Source organism: Ammoniphilus resinae, from assembly GCF_017873965.1.
In the GTDB taxonomy this organism is placed as follows: domain Bacteria; phylum Bacillota; class Bacilli; order Aneurinibacillales; family RAOX-1; genus Ammoniphilus_A; species Ammoniphilus_A resinae.
The window spans coordinates 11697-33591 of sequence record NZ_JAGGKT010000013.1; the positions used below are offsets into that span (position 1 = coordinate 11697).

The 21895-nt window shown below is 42.0% G+C and carries 24 protein-coding genes; 7 read left to right on the plus strand and 17 right to left on the minus strand.

The window, feature by feature from the left end; all coding sequences use genetic code 11:
- Positions 1-24: 24 nt before the first annotated feature.
- Positions 25-870, minus strand: coding sequence for a glucosaminidase domain-containing protein (locus J2Z37_RS18220; RefSeq protein ID WP_209811733.1), 846 nt, complete (start codon positions 868-870; stop codon positions 25-27).
- Between the two features lie 65 nt (positions 871-935).
- The gene (locus tag J2Z37_RS18225) at positions 936-1877 is read right to left on the minus strand and encodes a hypothetical protein (RefSeq protein ID WP_209811734.1); all 942 of its coding nucleotides are present in this window, start codon (positions 1875-1877) and stop codon (positions 936-938) included.
- A gap of 176 nt (positions 1878-2053) precedes the next feature.
- Here J2Z37_RS18225 and J2Z37_RS18230 point away from each other — a divergent pair, with 176 nt between their 5' ends.
- A complete protein-coding gene (locus J2Z37_RS18230) occupies positions 2054-2239 on the plus strand; it encodes a hypothetical protein (RefSeq protein WP_209811735.1) in 186 nt (61 codons plus the stop codon).
- A gap of 17 nt (positions 2240-2256) precedes the next feature.
- On the opposite strand, the gene J2Z37_RS18235 is transcribed toward J2Z37_RS18230, so the two are convergent.
- Together J2Z37_RS18235 and J2Z37_RS18240 are read right to left on the minus strand one after the other, a co-directional pair.
- Entirely contained in the window at positions 2257-3069 is an 813-nt protein-coding gene (locus J2Z37_RS18235) for a YitT family protein (RefSeq protein ID WP_209811853.1), read from the minus strand.
- A gap of 157 nt (positions 3070-3226) precedes the next feature.
- Positions 3227-3469 (minus strand): hypothetical protein, encoded by a 243-nt coding sequence (locus J2Z37_RS18240; protein WP_209811736.1) that lies wholly within the window; start codon positions 3467-3469, stop codon positions 3227-3229.
- Positions 3470-3645: 176 nt separating this feature from the next.
- On the opposite strand from J2Z37_RS18240, the gene J2Z37_RS18245 reads away from it, so the two are divergent.
- Together J2Z37_RS18245 and J2Z37_RS18250 are read left to right on the plus strand one after the other, a co-directional pair.
- Positions 3646-4119: a DUF6932 family protein gene (locus J2Z37_RS18245; protein ID WP_209811737.1), complete on the plus strand. Its 474-nt coding sequence runs from the start codon at positions 3646-3648 to the stop codon at positions 4117-4119.
- Between the two features lie 72 nt (positions 4120-4191).
- A complete protein-coding gene (locus J2Z37_RS18250) occupies positions 4192-5292 on the plus strand; it encodes a hypothetical protein (RefSeq protein WP_209811738.1) in 1101 nt (366 codons plus the stop codon).
- A gap of 35 nt (positions 5293-5327) precedes the next feature.
- Here J2Z37_RS18250 and J2Z37_RS18255 read toward each other — a convergent pair whose 3' ends face one another.
- The 3 genes from J2Z37_RS18255 to J2Z37_RS18265 all read right to left on the minus strand — a co-directional run bounded on the left by J2Z37_RS18255 (position 5328) and on the right by J2Z37_RS18265 (position 8187).
- Positions 5328-5498 (minus strand): cold-inducible protein YdjO-related protein, encoded by a 171-nt coding sequence (locus tag J2Z37_RS18255; RefSeq protein ID WP_209811739.1) that lies wholly within the window; start codon positions 5496-5498, stop codon positions 5328-5330.
- Positions 5499-5603: 105 nt separating this feature from the next.
- On the minus strand, positions 5604-6596 hold the full coding sequence (locus J2Z37_RS18260) for an HRDC domain-containing protein (protein ID WP_209811740.1): 993 nt from the start codon (positions 6594-6596) through the stop codon (positions 5604-5606).
- Positions 6597-6855: 259 nt separating this feature from the next.
- Positions 6856-8187, minus strand: a complete 1332-nt coding sequence (locus tag J2Z37_RS18265) for a DNA recombination protein RmuC (RefSeq protein WP_209811741.1) — start codon at positions 8185-8187, stop codon at positions 6856-6858.
- Between the two features lie 221 nt (positions 8188-8408).
- Here J2Z37_RS18265 and J2Z37_RS18270 point away from each other — a divergent pair, with 221 nt between their 5' ends.
- Together J2Z37_RS18270 and J2Z37_RS18275 are read left to right on the plus strand one after the other, a co-directional pair.
- Entirely contained in the window at positions 8409-8564 is a 156-nt protein-coding gene (locus J2Z37_RS18270) for a hypothetical protein (RefSeq protein ID WP_209811742.1), read from the plus strand.
- A gap of 122 nt (positions 8565-8686) precedes the next feature.
- Positions 8687-8887, plus strand: a complete 201-nt coding sequence (locus tag J2Z37_RS18275; protein WP_209811743.1) for a cold-inducible protein YdjO-related protein — start codon at positions 8687-8689, stop codon at positions 8885-8887.
- Between the two features lie 78 nt (positions 8888-8965).
- Here the strand turns inward: J2Z37_RS18275 and J2Z37_RS18280 are convergent, their stop codons facing one another.
- The 6 genes from J2Z37_RS18280 to J2Z37_RS18305 form a co-directional block, all read right to left on the minus strand.
- Positions 8966-9886, minus strand: a complete 921-nt coding sequence (locus J2Z37_RS18280; RefSeq protein WP_209811744.1) for a DMT family transporter — start codon at positions 9884-9886, stop codon at positions 8966-8968.
- 43 nt (positions 9887-9929) lie between these two features.
- Positions 9930-11105, minus strand: coding sequence for a M20 family metallopeptidase (locus J2Z37_RS18285; protein ID WP_209811745.1), 1176 nt, complete (start codon positions 11103-11105; stop codon positions 9930-9932).
- A gap of 70 nt (positions 11106-11175) precedes the next feature.
- The gene (locus tag J2Z37_RS18290; RefSeq protein WP_209811746.1) at positions 11176-12486 is read right to left on the minus strand and encodes a uracil/xanthine transporter; all 1311 of its coding nucleotides are present in this window, start codon (positions 12484-12486) and stop codon (positions 11176-11178) included.
- Between the two features lie 26 nt (positions 12487-12512).
- Positions 12513-13187, minus strand: coding sequence for a DUF4230 domain-containing protein (locus J2Z37_RS18295; protein ID WP_209811747.1), 675 nt, complete (start codon positions 13185-13187; stop codon positions 12513-12515).
- Positions 13188-13251: 64 nt separating this feature from the next.
- Positions 13252-13674 carry a DUF559 domain-containing protein gene (locus tag J2Z37_RS18300; RefSeq protein WP_209811748.1) on the minus strand — a complete coding sequence of 141 codons (423 nt, stop codon included), beginning with the start codon at positions 13672-13674 and terminating at the stop codon, positions 13252-13254.
- 29 nt (positions 13675-13703) lie between these two features.
- A complete protein-coding gene (locus J2Z37_RS18305) occupies positions 13704-14243 on the minus strand; it encodes a DUF309 domain-containing protein (RefSeq protein ID WP_245203918.1) in 540 nt (179 codons plus the stop codon).
- A gap of 135 nt (positions 14244-14378) precedes the next feature.
- Between J2Z37_RS18305 and J2Z37_RS18310 the strand changes: the two genes are divergently transcribed.
- Together J2Z37_RS18310 and J2Z37_RS18315 are read left to right on the plus strand one after the other, a co-directional pair.
- A complete protein-coding gene (locus J2Z37_RS18310) occupies positions 14379-14894 on the plus strand; it encodes an MgtC/SapB family protein (protein ID WP_209811749.1) in 516 nt (171 codons plus the stop codon).
- Positions 14895-14964: 70 nt separating this feature from the next.
- Entirely contained in the window at positions 14965-17085 is a 2121-nt protein-coding gene (locus J2Z37_RS18315) for a DNA topoisomerase III (RefSeq protein ID WP_209811750.1), read from the plus strand.
- Between the two features lie 179 nt (positions 17086-17264).
- Here the strand turns inward: J2Z37_RS18315 and rarD are convergent, their stop codons facing one another.
- The 4 genes from rarD to parC all read right to left on the minus strand — a co-directional run bounded on the left by rarD (position 17265) and on the right by parC (position 21894).
- Positions 17265-18191, minus strand: coding sequence for an EamA family transporter RarD (rarD, locus tag J2Z37_RS18320; protein WP_245203919.1), 927 nt, complete (start codon positions 18189-18191; stop codon positions 17265-17267).
- 39 nt (positions 18192-18230) lie between these two features.
- Positions 18231-18728 carry a metallophosphoesterase family protein gene (locus J2Z37_RS18325; RefSeq protein WP_209811751.1) on the minus strand — a complete coding sequence of 166 codons (498 nt, stop codon included), beginning with the start codon at positions 18726-18728 and terminating at the stop codon, positions 18231-18233.
- A gap of 67 nt (positions 18729-18795) precedes the next feature.
- Positions 18796-19248, minus strand: coding sequence for a GNAT family N-acetyltransferase (locus J2Z37_RS18330; RefSeq protein ID WP_209811752.1), 453 nt, complete (start codon positions 19246-19248; stop codon positions 18796-18798).
- Between the two features lie 183 nt (positions 19249-19431).
- A complete protein-coding gene (parC, locus tag J2Z37_RS18335) occupies positions 19432-21894 on the minus strand; it encodes a DNA topoisomerase IV subunit A (RefSeq protein ID WP_209811753.1) in 2463 nt (820 codons plus the stop codon).
- Position 21895 lies beyond the last annotated feature (1 nt).

Sequence of the window (21895 nt, forward strand, 5' to 3'; positions counted from 1 at the left end):
CCCGGTCATCGGGCTTCTATTCTTTTATACACGAATAAGCTCGTCCACTGGCTGTGTTCTTTTCGCCAAACTAACCATAACCTTGGCAATTCCATTTTTCCAATTATTGTCGGAGGCATAGCGAACATTCATCCCGCGAAGATTCGATCCGTGGTAATATCGACCCTCTTCACTTAAATACTGCTTACTGACAAAACTCGCAACTCTATCAATACTATCAGCCTTTGTTTTAAAACCGTGGGCACTCTCATAAGGGCTTCTATCATAAGCCATATAACCAAATAGATTATTCTTTTCACGACTAATGCGCGATTTCCCCCAACCGCTTTCCCATGCAGCATGAGCAATCAAATAATACGCATTGACTTTATATGTTTGTTCAGCTGTGACAAATGCCTTACCTAAACCTTCTAAGCCGGTTCCTTTTAACAGTTGCTCGGCTTGTACATCACTTAAGCCAGAAGGTTTACGTAAATCAAGTCGGGTTACATCCGTTGTTCTTACAACTTTAAGAAATTCTCCATTCTTCTTATTTTTCTCTTGTATTTCTTTATGGATTTCTGCTGCTTTTATCGTTTGTAAACGCTTTTCTTGTTGTGCATCCTCAACCGTATGGTATTCTTCGGTGCTTTTCTGAGGTGGAGCTATTTCTATTTGATCGAGATCTGAAGAAGTATTTTCTTTCCCCACTATATTTTGACTCTCATTAACCGTGTAAAAAGATAGAGTGAGTGGCTTCAACATCGGTTTATAAAGTTCTAGAGCTTGTCCTTGCAAGCCTAAATCAGCGGCAACCACCGGGTTTTGAATGGAAATTGTAAAAAGGATGATGATGTTCATCATGAGCAAAAAGATTCTATTCTTCCTCAATTTTGGTTCCCCTCTCTGTTTCAAATTAGTCTACTAGTTTTTATATTCACAGAGAGGAGAAAATATCACCCTAAATTTGGACGAGCCTCAGAAGAAGTAGAATTCAATTTTTTATTTAGTAAAGGAAGTAACTGACTGATTTCTTTACAGCCAAGGATGTTGGGGTTTAAATCACTTCTGCTGTACAATCCAATCCTTAGCTTATTGATTTCTTTTAAAGATGCTTTTTGCTCCTTCCGGGGAAGAAAATGAATGATCAATTGGTTTTCCCCTTCACGGGTCAGAAAGGGTCTAGCTAATTTGGGAAGCAAATGCTGTGGGGCGGCGAGTCTAATATAAGACTTGAAATAGGAATCATTCAACTTTTGCAATGTTTCCCCGCTTAACCAGGGCTGATCGACAGTGCCCTTATTATCGCGAAACAGGAACCGCTGAAGCATTGCATTAATAAAATATAGAATATATCGAACCCAACCTGTTTGGGAAACTACCTGACGTCGTTCCTTTTGTCCCCCCTCCATCTTCTTTTTCAAAATAGCAGTATCCCACTCTTCCCCCTGAATCGGGATAAAGCAAAAACTGATACGTGCACATTCCCCTGGTACCAGAGATATTTGACCTGGTAATTGAACCGGAGAATCTCCTCCCAAGGCGAAAAGATTTTCGTAAGCCAATTTCAGCTCACAAATTGACACCTTGGCCGAGAGCTCAAGTTCGGAACTAGAAACCTCATGGATGATCACATCAGATTTACGTCTTCTTTTCCCTTTTGGATACAAAAGGGAGTGAAAGGATTCATAGGCGTTTTTCTCTAGAGTTAAATAAACTTTGACGCTTTCACCCGGATGATAGATATAGTCAACCCATACAGCGTGACGGACTTGCCCCCATCCTCCCTCCTTCTGATTCAACAGTATACGATGTGTCCGTTTCCAAAACTTCAATTGCTCTTTCATGCTGAATGGATTTTGAATCTCTAGACGGATAGTTTGTAGTGGATTATTCAAGGTTTTCCACCTCCTAAAACATGCCTATGCTGTGAGATGAAAAATGATGTGATGGAATCTGATTTTCATCTGTGCTATAATGGAGCAGATAAGTAAGGATTTTTGTTATACAATTGCCAGGCAAATATGCTTCTGATCGATGATAGAAATATGACGATTAGAAAGGTTGATGCCAGATGGAAACGTTGAAATTAGCAGAAATCGTTTTATCGGTTAACCCTGACTTGTATCAACTCTTGAAAACGGAAGAGTTAAATCAGGACATTGTCCTTCGCAACGGCTTACATTCTTTAAAAGCCCATGATCTTTTGGAAATTGTTGAAGCAAGTATTGCTCATAATCAAAACAACGCCCTTCATTGAGTGAGGGCGTTGTTTTTTCATGTTTTTCGAAATGAACCCATTACCCCAATGGTTTGTGTAATATTGACAAACGTGTCGGGGTCTATAGATTGAATAAAGGTCTTAACTTCCGAAAGCTCATAACGTGAGATCACAACAAAAAGGATTTTTCTTTTTTCACCAGTGTATGCTCCTTCTCCATCAAGCACCGTAATTCCCCGTTCTAGCTCAGTAAGGAGTTTTTCTTTTATTTTTTCACCCTGTGCAGAAATAATCATCAAGGTGAGTTTAATATGCCGAGTGTGAACGGTATCAATTACGCGACCCGTAGTGTATATGGAAACCATCGTATAAAGGGCTAAATCCCATCCAAAGATAAATCCAGAAGTAAGAACCACAATCGAGTTTAAGGAAAATATCAGAATTCCTAGCGGAAAATCTCGCTTTTGTGTTAACAACAATCCAATAATGTCGAACCCTGCAGTCGAGCCACCAAAACGGAAGATTAAACCAACAGCCAACCCTGTAATTGCTCCGCCAAAAACAGCAGCTAACAATGGCTCGCTTGTTATTTGTTTTTCAGGAATCAACTGCATTGCAACAGAAGTCATTGCCACGGATAAAATACTTAGACCTACAAACCTTTTACCTAGTTTTAAATAGCCTGCAATCAAAATGGGGATATTCAATAAAAATATGAACAAACCCGTATTTTTAAGTGGGCTTACATTGGCAATAATCATCGCGATCCCAGAAACGCCCCCACTAAGAATCTTGTGTGGAATTAAAAACAGATTAAAAGAAAGTGCCACAATGACCGATGCCAACCCAATAACAATGATCCGTGACAAACCACGATGGTTGTTAAAGAAATTGATCGTCGAAAGCAAAATATCTACTCCCTCCATTTTACAAGAGCATCGGTTATTGTTTCACAATTCATATCCTTTTATTCAGAAACAAAAAAGCAATGGACTTCTATCCACCGCTCCTAATCCATCTCTATTCTTATGTCGTAGCCTTTTTAAAAGCCTCAACCAATTGCGGAACGGTTTCAAAGCATTCAATCAGATTGGAATAATACAACTCAATATCCATGCCATCTAAAGCGAACGTAAAACGAATGTCCCCCGGTTTTTCAAATCGATCATAATCAAACTCTACATGTTGTACTCGAAACTGCTTTGTCATCTCATGAGCAATATCCGTTGCAAGATGATGCGCATTGGTGTATTCCCGAATGACTTTCATCTATACGTCCCCCTCCATATTTTTATCCACTTTCAACTATGTCTCAAGAATTTTTAAGTTCTGCAAATAGATATGCAAAGACGGGACAGGTTAGAACGTTTCTTGAATGAAGTCGAAAAAATGTCGCAAAATAGGAACTAAAACATTGGGCGAAGGGACAGAGAGGAGACATCTTCATGATATCTTTCGATCAGCATGGCAATATCCCTCCCGGAATCCACCAGTACACCTATTTAGAATTTAGGCAACAATTTGTTGAAGAATTTCCAACATCAAACACCCGAACAGAGATCCATCAATTATCTTTTCTCTGGTTAGGGGAAGTCCGCAGGTATATACAACCCGTAGAAGTTTGGGTAAACGGAGGGTTTATATCTAATGAATTGAATCCCCCTTTGATTGAGATGTGTTTGTTTATTCATCCATATGCCTTAGACGAAAAAAAATCATATGAATGTTTACAATTACTTAACAATGCAATGAGCTATAGGAGCCGATGTTATTTTGGTTTTCGGAATAGCGAGAAACCACTCGTATCCCTAGCAATCGGGCCATATTATTGGACAGAACAACTCGGCTTCGACGCCCAACAGATTCCAAAAGGAATTGTTTTATTACCGTGGGACGAAATTACTGCTGCCCTGGATTAAGTCGACTGCAAATTAAGGAACTATAATCCACACTTAATACATGAAAACTTATGTCACAAGGAGGTGCCAGTGGTGAATGAACAACTACATGCCATCCAGAAGAAAATTCAGAGTACAGAAGAAGAACTGGCTCGTTTGAAAACGCAGCTCAATACAAATTCAACTGAATACATATTTTCGACTGAAGTTTTGATGAAACGTTTGAAAGATCTGCAGGAGTTAAAACAAAGCTTGTTGGATGAGGGAACAGAGGATGGCAAAGATGATGAGAAAAAGGACAGAATGGATGAGATAAAAAAAGGGACAGTAGCCGGTATTGATGATCAAGAAAATCATCAGTTGGTTCAACAGGAATCCACAACCATACAAAAGACAACCTTCGAACACAAAGATCAGGATAAAAAACATATTGCCGAACGACTACAGCTTCAAGTTAGCCAAGAGGACTTGGGCCCAGCCCAGATCCGTGTTCGGGTCTTAACCTATATCCTACACAGCTTCCAAGCGCTTCTTGATCAAATTGGAAGAGAAATAAAATGTTGTCATCGTGTTGAGGAAACGGAAATGGCACAAATCTTTCCGGAGTCTGAACTAATCCTTTCAGCGTCAAACCTGGAACATGTATTTCTGCTTGAAATTTACATGGACCCCGTGTCATCCACTAAGGAACAATGGGCCACACAAATTTTAGATAAATCAATGAGCTTGCTAAATAGTTTGAATGTTCTTCCCCAGCTTGTCGAAGTGATAGCAGAATTCAGTGGGAAGACTCACACCCTGTTAAAAAAGTGGCTCGGATTTATGACAGAACACAAGGTTCAAATTCTGATCTCCTGGAGAAAGGAAAATACACAGCAGATCGAGTGGGCAGGTAATGTGGAGGACTTTAAATCGGGCTTAAAAAATCTAGAAATGATCAAAGTCGATCGCCTAGAGGAAAGAGAACTAGTTGGGATTATCGTGGGTATGAATATTCGAATAGGATCTCTTGAGTTTCAAGAAATGGAATCCAATCGATTGATCTCAGCGAAATGCACGGTTGGGAAACTACTCCAGTACCGCTCTAGTATCGGGGAAAAAGTAAACATACGACTCTTAAAATCGGTTGTGGAAAATATTCAATCTGGAGAAGTCAAAATGAAATGGATTGTCCAAACTTGTGAACCGATTTGAGAAAAAGTCAGGAAACCTGACTTTTTCCCCTTGTGTTATTCATTGCTCGCCATAGTGCGCGGTGGAATTTCCTTCTCCACCTGTACCATGGGAACATTACATGTCGGACAAGTAACAAAAAAGTGAGTTCCAACGCGATACCAAGTATCACATTGATCATTTGAACATACCATGGCTAATAATTTGTTATTGCTCACTTTCCCCATTCTGTATCTCCTCTCTACAGTTGTTCTAAATTTACGATAAGTATACAGGATGATGTATCCGTTTGCAATAAATTTTCTAAATTTTTATAACATTTAGCTTGATATCTAAGCGGCTGATTGTATTTGCAAATAGGTGCAAACCAATCGAATATGGTTGTACTTCTCCCCTTTTTCATCCCTTGGTAATTCTTCCATACTTCCATACAATTTTTCAAAGATTGGTTTTAGGCGTTCATTCCCCAACGATGAAACTAAGTCAACGATCTGATCCTTTTCCTTGATTCGTTCCACTTCTTGTTGAAGGTAAGGGAGCACGTCATAGCCATCCCTGGATAATTCCCTAATTCGTTTCAAAAACTGGACCATTGTTAAAGACATCTTATCTAGGATGTTTCCAATCGAGATTTGATCTTCGATGGCTTCAAGCATCTGTCGTTTTTCTTCAAGCTCTTGCTTCATCCTAACCTGATGCCTTTCCTCACGCTTTATTTTATCTTCCAGCAGCCAAGTTGCGAGTTCTTCCTCTGATACTTTTCGTTGAATCCAATCCAAAGGAAAAGAGTATATCTGCGGATACTTGTTCGTGATCTTTAAAATCTCTTGTCCATAGGAATCCAGTTTAGTCTGACCGATCCCAGGTATTTGCAGTAATTCTTCTTCCTTCTGTGGGACAAGCGCAGCAATTATGGATAACAACCTATCCGTACCAATAAAATATGGTGGGACCTTGGCTGCATTGGAAGCGGTTCTTCTCCATTCTCTTAATTCCTGGAAGAGATTTGCATCATGATGTTTGCTACAAAAGCACTCAAGCTTACGAACGGTTAGAAAGGGTTTGGGTATAGCAGATAAATAGAAGGTAATATGGGGAGTCTGCAATCGAAATCCATCCCGGCATCTGGCTTGTCTTGTTGCTTCAGCAGCTAGCCATGCCCTCTCAAGCTCTGGACCGCTGTACAGGGTTTCTAATGACTCTTCTTCCCCTGAAACATAAGACCAGTGTGTTTCATACCCATTACTTCTCTTCAAAATAATGATCTTCCCTTTCTCAAAGGGGGGCCTGTCCAAAGAAATTAAATATTGAATTTCATTAAGCATACAATTCCTCCTTGTATGTAGGTTTGATTGTTAGGCAAAACAAAAAGACGTTCAACATCTAATAAACGAGAAATCACCTCCACACAACTAAAAAAACAACACCGGAATGATAGATACGGAAAAAACGGAAAATAAAAAACAGAGGAATATAAGAGGTTAATAAGAGGATGATTAAATTATAACAACTGTTAGAATATTTAGCAACCACCAAATTGGAAAAGGGAAGAATTTTTCTCCCCTATCTCGTTTAATTAATTGCCTACTCATTGGATACCAGGTTCAGATCCTCCAGTTGGAGAATCCCCTTTGCTTCTGAGACAGGTAATTCTTCTACAGTTTTCAGGTTTCTTTCAATCGCACGCGTGCGAACAAACGCAGAATCAATGACGTTATTGGCTTCTTGCAGTTTTTTCTGGGCCTTGGTTAAGATTGTTCCGAAGTTGCCAAACTCCGTCTTGATTGCTCCTAACACCTTCCAAACCTCGCTCGAACGTTTTTGTATTGCCAGTGTTCTAAAGCCCATATGTAAAGAATTAAGCAGAGCTGTTAAGGTTGTTGGCCCTGTCACTATGATTCGGTACTCTCTTTGCAGGGTTTCCCATAATCCAGGTCTTCGCAAAATCTCCGCAAATAATCCTTCGATTGGCAAAAACATAATGGCAAAATCAGTTGTATACGGACCAAGATATTTTGATTGGATATTCTTTGCTTCTCTTTTGATTCGGGATTCTAATTGTTTTGCAGCGTCCCCTACTGCATTCAAATCACCGATTTCCTCCGCTTCCAGAAGTCTGTGGTAGTCTTCTAAAGGAAACTTCGAATCAATCGGAAGATATATATACTTATCCTTTTCATCCTTGTCCGGAAGTTTCACAGCAAATTCAACCCGATCATTACTTCCGTCCCGTGTAATCACATTTTTGTCATATTGTTCGATCGTCAAGGTTTGTTCGAGTAGGTTTTCCAACTGAATTTCCCCCAGAGTTCCCCTAGTCTTTACATTTGTTAGCACCTTTTTAAGGTCCCCCACCCCGGAGGCCAGGTTTTGCATTTCTCCCAAACCTTTATGTACTTGTTCCAACCGTTCGCTTACCAGGCGGAACGACTCTCCTAACCGTTTCTCTAGTGTAGCGTGAAGCTTTTCATCTACAGTCATGCGCATTTGTTCAAGTTTCAGATTGTTTTCTTTTTGAATGGTATCAAGCTTTCCTTCCACGGTGCCCCGCATCTGTTCAAATTTCTGGTCATTCATAAAAGTTAATTCGGAAATTTGCTTAGAAAAACTGTCAAACAAGTTTTTTTGTTGCGTAAACTGATCACTCATTCCCGTTAAGACCATTTGATTAAACGTGCGCAAAGATTGCGTTAAGTCATCCCTATTTTGCTTAAAACTGATAGCTGCTTCCGCTCTATTCTGCGAGATTTCTTCACGGATACTACGCTCCAGTCTGTCAATAGCCTTCTCAATGGATAACAATTGAACCTCAAAAGCTGGATTTTTAGCAACTGGCTTCCTGCTCCACAGGATGAACAATAAGACTAGCGTAATCATATTTACTATCAAAGATCCTATCGGAATGAAAGTTTCCATCATGATTCCTCCTGTTCTACTTCAAGAAAATACGTTCCCATTATACAGCATTTTGCAGGCATACTCTAGATTTGGATGGGGGATTTATTCATATTTTTGCAATGAAACACATAAATATAGGAAACAATTACCTTGCAAAACCCTAAAGGACAACGGCGTGGTTTGTGAAAGATAGCAAATCGTGGCAGTACACAACCCCAACTGAGGAAGGAGGTTTTGATGTGCTCACTTCATTACTTCTTCAAATTGCTTGGGTGATCATTATCGCACGATCTGGCTACATGGTCATTAACATGTTAAACAAACGAAATAAACCTTGGTTTGACATTTTGTTTTACCTTTCCGTCGTCATCGTTTCATTAGGATTTTTGTTTTAAAGTTTAAAATGAAGGGAGGCCTAAGAATTAATAAGGTCTCCCTGTCTTACTTATGAAACGGATAATTTCGATGACTAAGGGAATAATATGCAAAATTGGAAAATAGAGCGAGGAGGGTAACCATGTTTTTTAATCGTAAAAAGGATCCCGAACCGATTGAAGAAATGAATACCGACATTTGGAGATGTGTTGGTGATTCATGCTCTGGGTGGTCCAGAAAAGAATTTTCCTTCTCAACCGAACCAACTTGCCCCTTTTGTGATGGAGAAATGGTTAGCGATACACGCATGCTGCCCATTCTGATGGACAGGCTGCCGAATTAGGAAGAGCCCGGTGTGATCACCGGGCTTTATTTGTTTTATATAGATTGCGAAAAAAAATTCCGTATGCAAAAACCTAATTTAAAGGGATGAAGCGGACCGCGCTTCACTAATCGTCTGCATTTTCCTCCGCGGGCGATAGGAAAACAGCAACAGTCCCCCGATCACGACTGCGGTGCCAAATGCTTGCAGCAAAGTAAACTGTTCACCGAGAAGGAAGAAAGAAAAGATAGCCGCGAAGATCGGATTGAGATTGAGAAACATGCCAGAGGTTGTGCCTCCAACATGCTTCACCCCGATATTCCAAAATCCCATGCCTAACACGGTGCCAAGAACACCAATATAAAGCACTGCCATCCAAAATGCGGGGTCTGGATCAATTAAATTGAAACTTGCTGCATCAAATGGGACCAGAATGACCAGACCAAAAATCCCACCCCATAGTGTCGACTTTAAGGGTGATACGTATTTCATTGCTGCTTTTGATGCAACCGCGTAAAATCCCCAGGTCAAAACAGCCGCTAACATAAACAAATCCCCTAAATTAAAGCGAAGCTGCAATAACCTTTGCCATTCTCCATGTGTCATCACAATGATCACACCAAATAAAGAAACAAACATCCCAGCGATCTGCCTGCCATTCATTTTCTCTTTTAACAGAAAAAAGGAAACCACTGCGATCGACAGTGGATTTAAAGCTGAGATTAAGCCTGTATTGCTCGCGGTTGTTCTTTCCAATGCCCAAAACATAAACAAATTAAAAAACACTACACCAGTTAACCCCATAAAAATCAAAGGAATCCATGCGGCTTTGGGGGGCAACAAGCGCTTTTCCTGCAGCCAAACAATGGGAAGCAAGCATAAAACCCCAACCCCCCAACGCAGATCTGTCAAGGTCAGTGAGGAGGTGTGACCGACCATAAACTTCCCGGCGACGAAATTCCCACCCCATAACAAACTAGTGCAAACAAGTAAAAAATAATAAAAATACTGCCTTTTCATGATATTATTGATCTCCTATCTTTAAAGCACCAAAAAGCCAACATTATTTCAGCAGCCTTAACGCTGTATGAATAAACATTTTTAGCCCTTTTTCCAAAGCTTCTTCATCTATGGTAAACTTCGGGTGATGATGGGGATAGATAATTCCTTTTCCCTCATTTCCAGCACCAATAAAGAAGAAGGATCCAGGTGCTTTTTGTTGGAATGCAGAAAAGTCTTCGCCACCCATATTGGGTTGCATCAGGTCCAACGCCTTTTCACCAAAAACTTCCCGCACAGTTTCCTCAACAACAGCTGTGACCGCATGGTCATTAATCACTGGACGGTATCCGAATTCATATTTAAATTCATAACCTGCACCATGTGCCTCGGTAATCCCCTTAATTACCCGCTCCATCAAATTTGGAACGCTCTCCCGAAGCTTTTGATCAAAACTACGAACCGTACCACAGATAGCAACAGATCCTGGTATCACATTATGTGCGGTTCCTCCTGCAAACTGGGTAACAGATAAGACCAGCTGGTCAATCGGATCTGTATTCCGCGAAACAATATGCTGAAGATTAGTGACCACCTGCGCGCCAATGGCAATACTGTCAATGGTTTGATGCGGGAGTGCAGCATGACCGCCCTTACCTAGAATAGTAATCCAAAAAGTGTCTGGTGCAGCCATCATCGGCCCATAGCATACACCGATTGTCCCGAGCTTCATTGGTGCCCATAGATGTGTCCCAATCACATAATCGACACCTTCCATCACCCCGGCCTGAACCATTTCTTCGGCACCACCTGGGAACACCTCTTCTGCGTGTTGAAACAAGAACCGAATTTCCCCTTTGATCTGATCTTTCATTTCAGAAAGCGCTTTTGCTGTTCCAAGCAGCATGGCCGTGTGCCCGTCATGCCCACAGGCGTGCATCACACCGGGATTTGTTGAGGTAAATTCAAATGTATTTTCCTCTTGAATAGGAAGAGCATCCATATCCGCACGTATGGCTAGAACAATCCCCGGTTCCTTCCCGATTAATCTAGCCATCACACTTGTCTTGGTGGGACGTGAAACTTCCAACCCAGCAAAGCCTTGAAGAGTATCATAAATGAACTGCGAAGTCGCTTCTTCTTGAAAGGAAAGTTCGGGATGTTGATGAAGATAGCGCCTCCAGGCAATCACCTGTTCTTTCAATCCTTCTACCCTATCATTAATAGAAGCAGATCTCATCAATGTGTCCTCCTTCATATGATCATCCGTAAAAACTTACTTTAATCATACAACGAAAGTGGGTATCCTACTACCCACTTTTCCTTTGCAATGCTTTTGTCTCGAAAGAACTCCAGTTCACCAGGTTTTCCAGTAAAATTGAAAGAATAATCCCCACCAACAAACCGCTGCTGATTAATGGTCGGATGAGCATCGGCAAGGATTCAAAGACGGTTGATGGCAAATTCATAATTGCCACGCCTAGAAGCACCGGTGCTGCAATCCGATAAATCGTTTTTGAATTAAACTGGATCCCTTCAAGATTGCGTAAAGCAGAACCAAATAGCTGCAGATAGGCGACAAATAAAACAGCATCCCCCACACTAATGGGAAGGGTAGAAAAAAATGAACTTAGAGCCGGAATAAATCCGAGAAGAGAGAACAAAACTGCCCCAACAATAAAAGGGGAGCGTTGCAGAATCCCTGTAGACTGCAAAAAACCAATGGAAGATGTGTATGGTGCATAAGGAACAAGGCCGAAGATTCCAGAAACAACAGAACTTGCTCCCGTGATCGCAAAGGATCTGCGGTAAGCCTGTTCTCCGGCTTTTTCTTGATAAAGCATTTCCGCTCCTTTTATCGATGCGATCGTATTCGTCGTATTTAGCATCCCGGAGATCACAGCTGTTAACACAATACCTACCGTGAAATTAGGACTTCCCCAAGGGAAAAAGGTTAGCAGATCCGCAGAGGGCGCTACTTCTAATACTGGTTCAGAAATTAACAGCGTGTAGGCCACCCAGCCAACGATGATTCCAATTAAAATGGAGAAATTACTAAGTAACCCTTTTCCTTTAATATTCAGCCAGCTCACGAACACGACAATAAAGAGAGACAGACCTGCCACGGGAACGTTGATTGTATCGCCCTGCTCCAAACCAACCATCCCGCGAAAGAAGATCTGAATTAATTGACAGGCAAGCAGCAACAAGAATGAGCCCATGACGATCGGGGTGAAAATCCGATTCAAAAATCCCCCCATTCCGATCAAACCTAAAACGGTAATCAAGATCCCGGAAATGATAATTCCAGTAGCCAGCGCCCCACCAACTTGAGAAAGACTAATTCCGGTCGTAGAAGCTGAGGCACATAAACTGAGGATCACACCCCACCATAATCCAGATTGTCCTTCTACCAAGGCATACCGATGCCCGATTAACGCTTGTCCGACACAAGCAATCCCTGTGTAAATAAAGGAACGCTGCATCGCGGCCGAAATTTCCTCACCAGATAAACCAAACGCAGCCCCAATGGACAGCGGGATCACAACCGTATTGGCAAACATAAAAAAAAGCCACTGAACACCCGCTAAAAAGGTGGCCGTGGAATTAAGCTGTTTCATCCATTTTTCTCCCCTCAGCAAATCTATTAATCTATTTCTTTGAAGCTTATATCTGCCGTATATCCGATCGATTCAAGATAATCATTAATCTGGGCTTTGGCTTTCTCTTCTGCTTGCTCTAGAATGCCTGCTTCAAGTGCCTTCTGTCTGAATCCGTCTTTTGCCTGTTCGATCATTTGATTGCGATCATCCAGCGATATCCGTTGAAAAATCATATCTTTTTCATCGGCAAATTGAACGACGCTGTCCACTGAGAAAATTTCTGCATGGGGCAAAGTTATGATTACTTTTTTCCCATCTCTTTCCACACTGCTTTTGCTTTTCTCCAAATCTATGCCAGCTAAAACTGAAGCAGCTGCAGACGCCAAAATTGATTTTTCCAATTCCAAAAAAACTAGACTTTTATTTTCTTTCCAATGAATAACGTCCGAAAAATTCTGTTGTACGGTTGCCAATTTTGAAATGGCTGTAACACTTGCAAGGATTGATTGTTCCTTCTTCGCATCTGCAGATTGGATGAAATAAAAAGTAAAGTAAATAATGATAGCTAATAAAAAAACGAGCCCTACAGCGAATCCAACCCAAACTTTTCGCATCCGTTTCTTCCACAATTCCTCAACTCTGCCAGCTAGTTCAAGGGCAGCGGAGGTTTCCATTCCCCCCGCCATAATTTGTTGGATGGCCTCTTTAGGATAAAACATTACTTTTTCACCGCCTTATCCGTCCTCATTCATTTGTACGCCACCCGATTGAAGGACAGCACTGTCATTTCAGCTTTTTGGGACTATAACTTGCCTCTCTGACAAAAAAGGACTGTTCAATTTGTGTAACACAACCTTTAGGATTGCGGAGTATTTCTCTCGGGGTGAAGAACACCACTTTCCACCCTTGCTCCTGTAGCACACGCCTTTTTCTTTCACTGCGGTAGTACTGAATGTCTGTATAATCTTCGTGATTCCAAGTACATTCAATGGCAACCTTCCGATAAGGAAAAGCAATATCAACTTGATACTTTCCGACCTTGTAACCAACTTCTGGATAATAGCCCGCTCTCCATAAAGCACGAAATAATTGCCTTTGGCAAGGCCGAGTACAATTTAAAAACTGTGGTGTTTTACTATATTCCCGCCTGTTAAATAATAAGATGCTAACAAGCAGCATAACCACCGATCCTATTCCATAGACCATCATTTAACAACACCTCGGTAAAAGTATGGCTATTCTTGTAACCGGGTATACGAGTCTTGATTTCTATGGTTTAGTTTTTGCAGCAACCTTTCTTCCCGTTGCTTGATCACATCGGACCGATCCCGCAACTTATGGCGATCAACAAGGTCTCTATTGTCCATCGACGTTGAACCCCATGTGAGATTTTTCTTCTTGCATGTCTCTAAACACTGGACATGGAGCTGTTGGTCTTCAATTGGGAGATCAATATCGGTGTATACACAGCCTTGAGCAATCTCGGCCATTCGACGTTTAATCAAGTCTGTCATTTTTTCATAATTAAGGCCAAGCTGTGTAATTTTCTTTTGCTCCATTTTTTGCAGGGAACTTTTTAGCATTTTGATTGCTCCCGCATGATTTCCACGTCTCTGATGGTATAGCCCAACAGCAAGTTGAATGAGAGCCACCCAAATTTCTTCTTTCATCTTATGGTCTTTCCAATAATCTTCGAGAATCTCATGACACTCAAAAAAATCACGATCCCCATGAAAGTGAACAAGGTAGTCAATAAAAGCTTGTGGATATATCATTTTACTTCCCTCTAAAATCATATTTGTCGTTTCAAGGCCATACAATAGTTTAAAGGAGCTTGAACTAGTTGTCGGCGAACAGCCGATTTTTATAATTTTTTACAGGTGAAAAAATTTTGAAAGGAGTAACTCTAATTGATAAACAACATTATCCCAGACTTTATCACTTCCATCAATATAGAAGTGTACTTGCGTATTCTATTAGGCGTCTTTGTCGGATTTTGTATCGGCTGGGACCGAACGGCGAAAAACAAACCTGCGGGGATTAAAACATATTCTTTCGTCACCGTGGCCTCTACTCTTCTAACCATTGTATCCGTAGATCTCTTTCATTCCTATGCCAAATTCGGCGTGACTATGATGGACCCTGCTCGGCTCGCAGCACAAATCCCTCCTGCACTTGGTTTTATTGGAGCAGGATTAATTCTAAAAGAAGGAAGAAAAGTCTCTGGATTGACTTCTGCCGCCATGATCCTGTTTGCAGGAGGAATGGGAATTTGTATCGGGGCAGGTTATTATGGACTGGTCTTTTTCACTCTGTTACTAATGCTAGGGGTGATTAAAATCGGGAATTGGTTAGAAATCCGACTTTCTGAGCCGAAGGAAGATGACGTTCTTCTGCGGGAGGAAATCGAGAAAGTAACGGGGTAAACGGTTGGTTTTCATGCTCACATTCGGTAAGATAGAACATAGTTGAAATAGGAGAAAAAGGAGTTACGCAATGAAATCATTAGTGTTAGCCGAAAAACCGAGTGTGGCGAAGGAAATTGCTCGTGTTTTAGGATGTCGAGAAAATCATAAGCATTTTATGGAAGGTCCCAACCATGTGGTGACATGGGCTTTGGGACATTTGGTGACACTTGCTGAACCTGAGGATTATAACCCTCAATATAAAACCTGGAGAATTGAGGATTTGCCCATTCTGCCCACCACTATGAAGTTGAAAGTGATGAAGGAAACCTCCCATCAATTTCGCGCGATCTCCCAGTTAGCCAAACGTAAAGATTTACAAAATCTAGTGATCGCCACGGATGCAGGGCGTGAAGGGGAGCTTGTTGCACGCTGGATTATGGAAATGATTCATTGGAAAAAACCTTTCCAACGATTATGGATCTCCTCGCAAACAGATAAAGCAATTAGAGAAGGATTCTCTCAGCTAAAACCCGGGATGAATTATGACAATCTTTATCAATCTGCGGTTTGCCGTGCAGAAGCAGACTGGTTGATTGGACTCAATGTCACACGTGCACTCACAACCAAATACCAAGCACAGCTTGCTGCTGGAAGAGTACAGACCCCTACCCTTGCGATGTTGGTAGAACGGGAAAAAGAGATTCGATCATTTATCCCCGTTCCATATTGGACGATTCAGGCCGATTTTGGATCTTTCCAGGCGATTTGGCGTTCCCGCGAAAAACAAGATCAACGGATTTTCGATGAAGAGACTGCAAACCTCCTTCGTAATCTTGTACAAGGCAAGACTGGCCATATTACAGAAATAAGCAGCAAGCAAAAATCAGAGGCACATCCTTTAGCCTATGATTTAACTGAATTACAACGGGATGCAAACCGCAGATATGGCTTCTCTGCCAAGCAGACATCCAATGTCCTGCAACGGTTGTACGAAAGGCACAAAATTGTGACCTACCCTCGTACTGATTCACGTTACCTTACAAGCGATATGACAGCAACGCTTCCAGTGCGTTTACGAAGTATCGCGGTTGGTCCATATGCAGACTTTGTTCGTCCATTATTGCAGAAAAAGCCACTGCCTGTTTCAAAGCGTGTCATAGATGATGAAAAAGTTACTGATCACCACGCCATTATCCCAACCGAAGAACCTTTGCGTCTTGCACAATTGGATAACGATGAAAGAAAACTCTATGACCTCATCGCACGCCGGTTTATCGCTCTATTCTATCCGCCCTATCGATACGAATCCGTCAAAATGACGATTGATCTGGGTGGGGAGGCATTCCATGCTGCTGGAACGACGGTGGTAGACCCTGGGTGGAAGGCAGTCTATGGAAAAGAGGCACCTGATTCGGATGATGAAGAAAAACAAAGCCTCCCAACCTTTAATAAAGGAGATCAAGTTCCTCTAAAAAAGGTAGATATGCAGCGGAAATTAACAGAACCGCCTCACCCATACAATGAAGCAGAACTATTAGGCGGGATGGAGAAACATAATTTGGGAACCCCTGCCACACGCGCCGATATCATCGAAAAATTGTTGCAAACCGATACAATTGAGCGCCGAGGGAATCGACTGCACCCGACTCAGAAAGGGATGCAATTGTTAGAGCTCGTCGCCTCCGATCTGCGCTCACCTGAGTTAACCACCGACTGGGAGCAAGAATTGGAGCGGATTGCCCGGGGGAAAGGGAACCCACAGCAATTCTTGGCGGAGATTCGTAACCAGGCTGGACAATTGGTTAGAGAAATTAAAACAAGTGAGACCAACTATAAACCGCATAACTTAACCGGCTCCAAATGCCCGGAATGCGGTGAGTTCTTGCTCGAACGAAAAGGAAAACGCGGAAAAATGCTCGTCTGCTCCAACCACGAGTGCCATTATCGCCGAGCTGCCGAGAACCAGTTGATTAACAAACGCTGTCCACAGTGCCATAAGAAAATGGAATTACGGGAAGGCAAGGCTGGAAAGTTTGCCCAGTGTAAATCTTGTAATGTTGTAGAATTGCTTGATGGAGGGAAAGGGCAAAAGAAAGTGGGTAAACGCGAGGAAAAATCTCTTCTTAAGAAATATTCAGGGAACGAGGAAGCTACCAATAACCTGGGTGATCTTTTAAAGGCGGCACTGGAGAAAAAGGATCAGGATTAGCGGAATGTTTTTCCGCTATAATTGGGAATCGAATGAAAACAGTGATGATAACGGAATCTTTTTCCGTTATCATGTCTGTGCATTCCATTGTTAGCGCTTTCAAATTAGTATAACGGAAAAATTTTCCGCTACTCCCCTGAAATTGGTTGTAAAAGATTGAATAACGGAAACTTTTTCCTCTATACCGACTCCCTCTTCTGCATAACCTCAGGCTTTTGGTGAAACCATTTCGTAAACGAGAGCGAGTAAAGTACAAGGGCGATCCATATAAAGCTATAGCTCATCAAATGGCTTTTGGTAAAAGGTTCGTGATATAAGAAAACACCCAATAGCAGTGTAACCGTTGGTGAGAGGTATTGAATAAAGCCGATGGTCGATAAAGGAACCCGTTTTGCCGCTTGGGCAAACCACAGTAACGGATAAGCGGTGACAACACCCGAAACCATTAGCAATAAAGAGGCTGTCCATGAGCCGCCAAAGGCGCCATTCCCTTGACTGTGGACAAAAAATAGATAGATGAGGGCAACTGGGACAACAACGAGTGTTTCCAAAGCCAAGCCAGTCATCGCATCAAACTTTACCAATTTTTTCGCCAGACTGTAGAAAGCAAAAGAGACAGCAAGGGTTAATGCTATCCAAGGAATTTTACCTAGCTGAACCGTCATAAAAAGTACTCCAATAGCTGCTAGAACCAACGAAACCGTCTGCCAAAAATGCAGCCGTTCCTTCAATATAACGACGCCTACCGCAATACTAATCAACGGATTAATATAATACCCCAGGCTAGCCTCCACAATGTGATTATGGTTCACTGCCCAGATAAACAAAAACCAGTTAATGCTAATCGTAAAGCCACATAAAATCACAGCATACCGGGATTTCCGGTCAGATAAAACCTCCTTGACCAACCCCCATCTGCCGCGAAGAAAAAGTAGAATGGCAACAAAAACAAAAGACCAGGCAATACGATGAGCTAATATTTGCCCGGATGGGATATGCTCCAGAAGTTTCCAATAAATCGGAAGGAGTCCCCATGACACATAGGCCGCTAACGCATACCACAGTCCCGCTTTTGACTGTCCACTTGTATTCATTTGATTGTCCATCTCGTGATGTTCCTCTCCGTTATAATATCTCTTTCTATCTTATGCTCTATCATCAAAGAAAAAGTGCTCAGCCTTTACAGCACTCCCTAATTCCAGAATACCATAGGAGTACCTCGGTTGTCTTCGCTTATCTGTGGGTGATCCCGGATTGAAGATGAGGATTCCTTGGTGTGTCCGCTGTAAGGGGATATGCGAATGGCCAAAAATGATCACGTCCACTTTATCCTTACTAAATGTTTCCCATGCGCGAAATTCCGTCGTTTTTCTCGTACCGTCACCGTGTGTAATCCCGATGCGGAACTTCCCCAGGGACAAGATCTTTTTCTTGCTAAATCGCTTACGAATCGCCTCACCGTCATTATTTCCAACTACCCCTTCCACCGGAGCAATTTTCTCCAACGCCTCAACTACACTAAGATCAACCCAGTCACCTGCGTGAAGGATCAAATCAACTCCCTGCAACCCTTGAATTAAAGCCATTGGAAGATGTTTAGCCCGCCCTGGGATATGGGTATCTGAAACAACACCAATTTTCATCCTTTTCCTCCCTTCAATCACTTAATCGCGATTCGATGCTTTTTTCTAACTTCTCGGCTCAGATTCCTTAACTCATTTCATAAACCAGCCACTCTGATAACTGCCCGCCCATTTTGTTATATAATGCTCGTGCGACTTTGTTATCTTTTGCTGTTTCCCATGTCATATAGGCAAAATCGTTTTCCCTTATGTATGATAAACAGGTTTGAAATAGCTTTTCACCCAGCTTTCGTCCCCTTGCATCCGGTAACACAAATAAATCGTTCAAGATTGCCATTCTTTTGACCTGCAGAGTGCTAAAGGAGAAGTAAAGAGTTGCAAAACCTAATAATTTCCCATCTTCTTCTGCGACAAACTGTATACCACTTGCAGGGTTCTCTAAGAGTTGATTTACCAATTCCATCAATAATCGTTCATCTGGCTTAGGTCTGTTATAAAAATCAACGATATACTGGACTATCATATCTAATAGATGATCAATATCAGTTTTCCTAGCAGGCCTAATCATTACTTCTCCCATTTAAATAACCCCAATCCTATTTATATTTTCATTTTACCATTTTTTTGAATAGGTTCACCTAAAATTATCCTTAAAAAAGAAGGATACCCCCAAGAGTATCCTTCCACTTTTTTGTCCCTCGACGACACAATTACACATCTTTTGCGGTACGTCCTCGAATCCTGCGCTTGCCTAGGAAATAAATTACATTTCCCCATTTTCTTCCTCAGTCAAGCTGACAGTGGGGACCATCAAGACCTTTTCAATTGTTTCACCCTTCTCAAGGTCAACAATACTACGGCCAATCCCCCCCTGTTCGGTAATCTCCAATGGAGACAAATCAAGCCCAACTTCCCGTGCTGCCGATGTCAATCCTAAAGCTTGTGGAAAAGCATCATCAATGGCTGCAAAGAGTATTTCGTGTGGGTTCGTTTTTCTTCGTTTCAAAACGAGAAGCCCTTTCCCACCTCTGGCCTGAAGCATAAAATCAGAAATATATATCCGTTTTCCGATACCTTCCTTTGTCACAACTCCTAACACTCGTTCATCCTCTTCATGTGTCACGACGGATGCTACGACTTCATCATCATCTGCTAAACGTATGGCCTTCACACCTGCTGTATTTCGACCCATGCCCCCCACTTCTTTAAGCGCAAAGTGGATGCACATCGCCTCCTTGGTGATTAGCAATAACTGATCGGCGTCTGTCGCCAGAAAAACGGAAACCAGTGAATCTCCCTTTTTTAGTTTAACGGCTGTAATTCCCCGCTTCCGTTGGTTGGTTGAATAATCTACTAGTGCTGTCTTCTTCACCATTCCCTGTGCGGTCACAAAATGTATAAAAACATCCTTGCTAAAGTTTTCGACGGGTATAACGCAGATGATTTTTTGTTCTTTCCCTAAAGAAACAATGTTGACTAAGGCTGTTCCAATGTCCTTCCATCGGACATCAGGGATTTCATGTACTGGGAGCTGGAAGTACATACCGTCATTCGTAAAAAGCAAGAGGGAGTGGATCGTATTGATTCGAATAAAGTCACGGATTCGATCCCCCTCTTTCATCCCGGCGGTTTCCAGAGTCCCCCCGGAACTGGTAAAAGATCGTGTAGATACACGCTTAATGTACATTTCATCCGATAATGTAACCAGCACTTCCTCAGCAGGAACGGTAACAGATATATCGACCTCAATGGTCTCAATTTCGTCCTCAATCACCGTTCTCCGTTCCGAGCCGTACTTATCGCGAATTTCCTTCAGCTCTTTTTCAATGACGAGGTTTAATTTCTTTTCACTAGACAGAATCCCCGCATACTCCTTTAACTTTTTCTCTAACTCAGAGAATTCTTTTTCATATTTTTTAATGTCGAGTTTTGTCAGCTGATGAAGTCGAATATCAAGAATGGCCTCTGCTTGTTCGTAAGTAAACTGGTATTTTCGAATTAGATTTTCCCTTGCATCTTCCCGTCCTTGAGAATCCATAATCGTGTCAATGACCTCGCGAAGAATCGAGATCGCTTTCATAATCCCTTCTACGATATGTAGGCGCTTCTCGGCTTTATCATGATCATGCCTTGTTCGACGAGTTACGACCTCTTTCTGGTGCGCAATATAGGATTCGAGTATTTCTTTTAGTCCCATTTGCCGAGGATGGGTATCTGAAATCACAAGCATGTTGAAACTGTATGGGATTTGCAGGTCGGTCTTTTTGTATAGGTAATTCAATATTCCATCAACATCGGCATCTTTGCGAATTTCTAAGACGATGCGCAACCCTTCGCGATCTGTTTCATCTCGTACTTCAAGTAAACCATCAACATTTTTTTCAATTATTTCTTCGTCAATTTGCTGGACCAATGCTTTTTTCTTTACGGAATAAGGAATTTCATCAACAACGATCAGCTGTCGACCCTGCTTTCCCTTTTCCAGATGGGTCTTGGAACGAATGACAATGCGCCCAGACCCTGTACGGTATGCCTTTTTGATTTCTGCTTTCCCTTGAATGATCGCACCTAAGGGAAGATCGGGACCTGGAATATATGTCATTAGCTCATCCAGGGAAATATCCGGCCGATTTAAAATAGCAATTGTCCCATCAATGACTTCACGGAGATTATGGGTAGGAATTTCGGTCGCAAACCCAATGGAGATTCCCGTTACCCCATTAACTAAGAGATTGGGAAAGCGGGCAGGAAGAACAGTGGGTTCTTTTGTCGTGTTATCGTAATTGGGTATAAAATCAACGGTATCCTTTTCAATGTCACGGACCATTTCGGTGGAAATTTCCATTAATCGGGCTTCGGTATACCTCATGGCAGCAGCTGAGTCCCCATCCACAGTTCCCCAATGCCCGTGGCCATCAATGAGTGGTTCTCTCATTTTATGGGGCTGAACCAAGTTAACCATTGTTTCGTAAATCGAGGAATCACCGTGAGGATGGTAATTCCCCATGACATCCCCAACCGTTTTTGCTGATTTTCGGTAGGGACGGTCAGATGTATTTTTTTCCTTATACATTGAGTACAAAACCCGCCGTTGAACGGGCTTTAACCCGTCCCGAACGTCAGGAATAGCACGAGAAAGAATGATATACCTAGCATAATCACTAAATCGGGAGCGATAGACATCCCTGACACTCATTTGCATATACTGCTGGTCAAACAGACTCACA

Bases quoted from the DNA above. Each gene is read 5' to 3' on its own strand.
- J2Z37_RS18230 (WP_209811735.1), top strand. From the start codon at position 2,054: ATGGAAACGTTGAAATTAGCAGAAATCGTTTTATCGGTTAACCCTGAC.
- J2Z37_RS18240 (WP_209811736.1), bottom strand. From the start codon at position 3,469: ATGAAAGTCATTCGGGAATACACCAATGCGCATCATCTTGCAACGGAT.
- J2Z37_RS18245 (WP_209811737.1), top strand. From the start codon at position 3,646: ATGATATCTTTCGATCAGCATGGCAATATCCCTCCCGGAATCCACCAG.
- J2Z37_RS18255 (WP_209811739.1), bottom strand. From the start codon at position 5,498: ATGGGGAAAGTGAGCAATAACAAATTATTAGCCATGGTATGTTCAAAT.
- J2Z37_RS18260 (WP_209811740.1), bottom strand. From the start codon at position 6,596: ATGCTTAATGAAATTCAATATTTAATTTCTTTGGACAGGCCCCCCTTT.
- J2Z37_RS18265 (WP_209811741.1), bottom strand. From the start codon at position 8,187: ATGGAAACTTTCATTCCGATAGGATCTTTGATAGTAAATATGATTACG.
- J2Z37_RS18275 (WP_209811743.1), top strand. From the start codon at position 8,687: ATGTTTTTTAATCGTAAAAAGGATCCCGAACCGATTGAAGAAATGAAT.
- J2Z37_RS18280 (WP_209811744.1), bottom strand. From the start codon at position 9,886: ATGAAAAGGCAGTATTTTTATTATTTTTTACTTGTTTGCACTAGTTTG.
- J2Z37_RS18285 (WP_209811745.1), bottom strand. From the start codon at position 11,105: ATGAGATCTGCTTCTATTAATGATAGGGTAGAAGGATTGAAAGAACAG.
- J2Z37_RS18290 (WP_209811746.1), bottom strand. From the start codon at position 12,486: ATGAAACAGCTTAATTCCACGGCCACCTTTTTAGCGGGTGTTCAGTGG.
- J2Z37_RS18295 (WP_209811747.1), bottom strand. From the start codon at position 13,187: ATGTTTTATCCTAAAGAGGCCATCCAACAAATTATGGCGGGGGGAATG.
- J2Z37_RS18300 (WP_209811748.1), bottom strand. From the start codon at position 13,674: ATGGTCTATGGAATAGGATCGGTGGTTATGCTGCTTGTTAGCATCTTA.
- J2Z37_RS18305 (WP_245203918.1), bottom strand. From the start codon at position 14,243: ATGATATATCCACAAGCTTTTATTGACTACCTTGTTCACTTTCATGGG.
- J2Z37_RS18315 (WP_209811750.1), top strand. From the start codon at position 14,965: ATGAAATCATTAGTGTTAGCCGAAAAACCGAGTGTGGCGAAGGAAATT.
- rarD (WP_245203919.1), bottom strand. From the start codon at position 18,191: ATGGACAATCAAATGAATACAAGTGGACAGTCAAAAGCGGGACTGTGG.
- J2Z37_RS18325 (WP_209811751.1), bottom strand. From the start codon at position 18,728: ATGAAAATTGGTGTTGTTTCAGATACCCATATCCCAGGGCGGGCTAAA.
- J2Z37_RS18330 (WP_209811752.1), bottom strand. From the start codon at position 19,248: ATGGGAGAAGTAATGATTAGGCCTGCTAGGAAAACTGATATTGATCAT.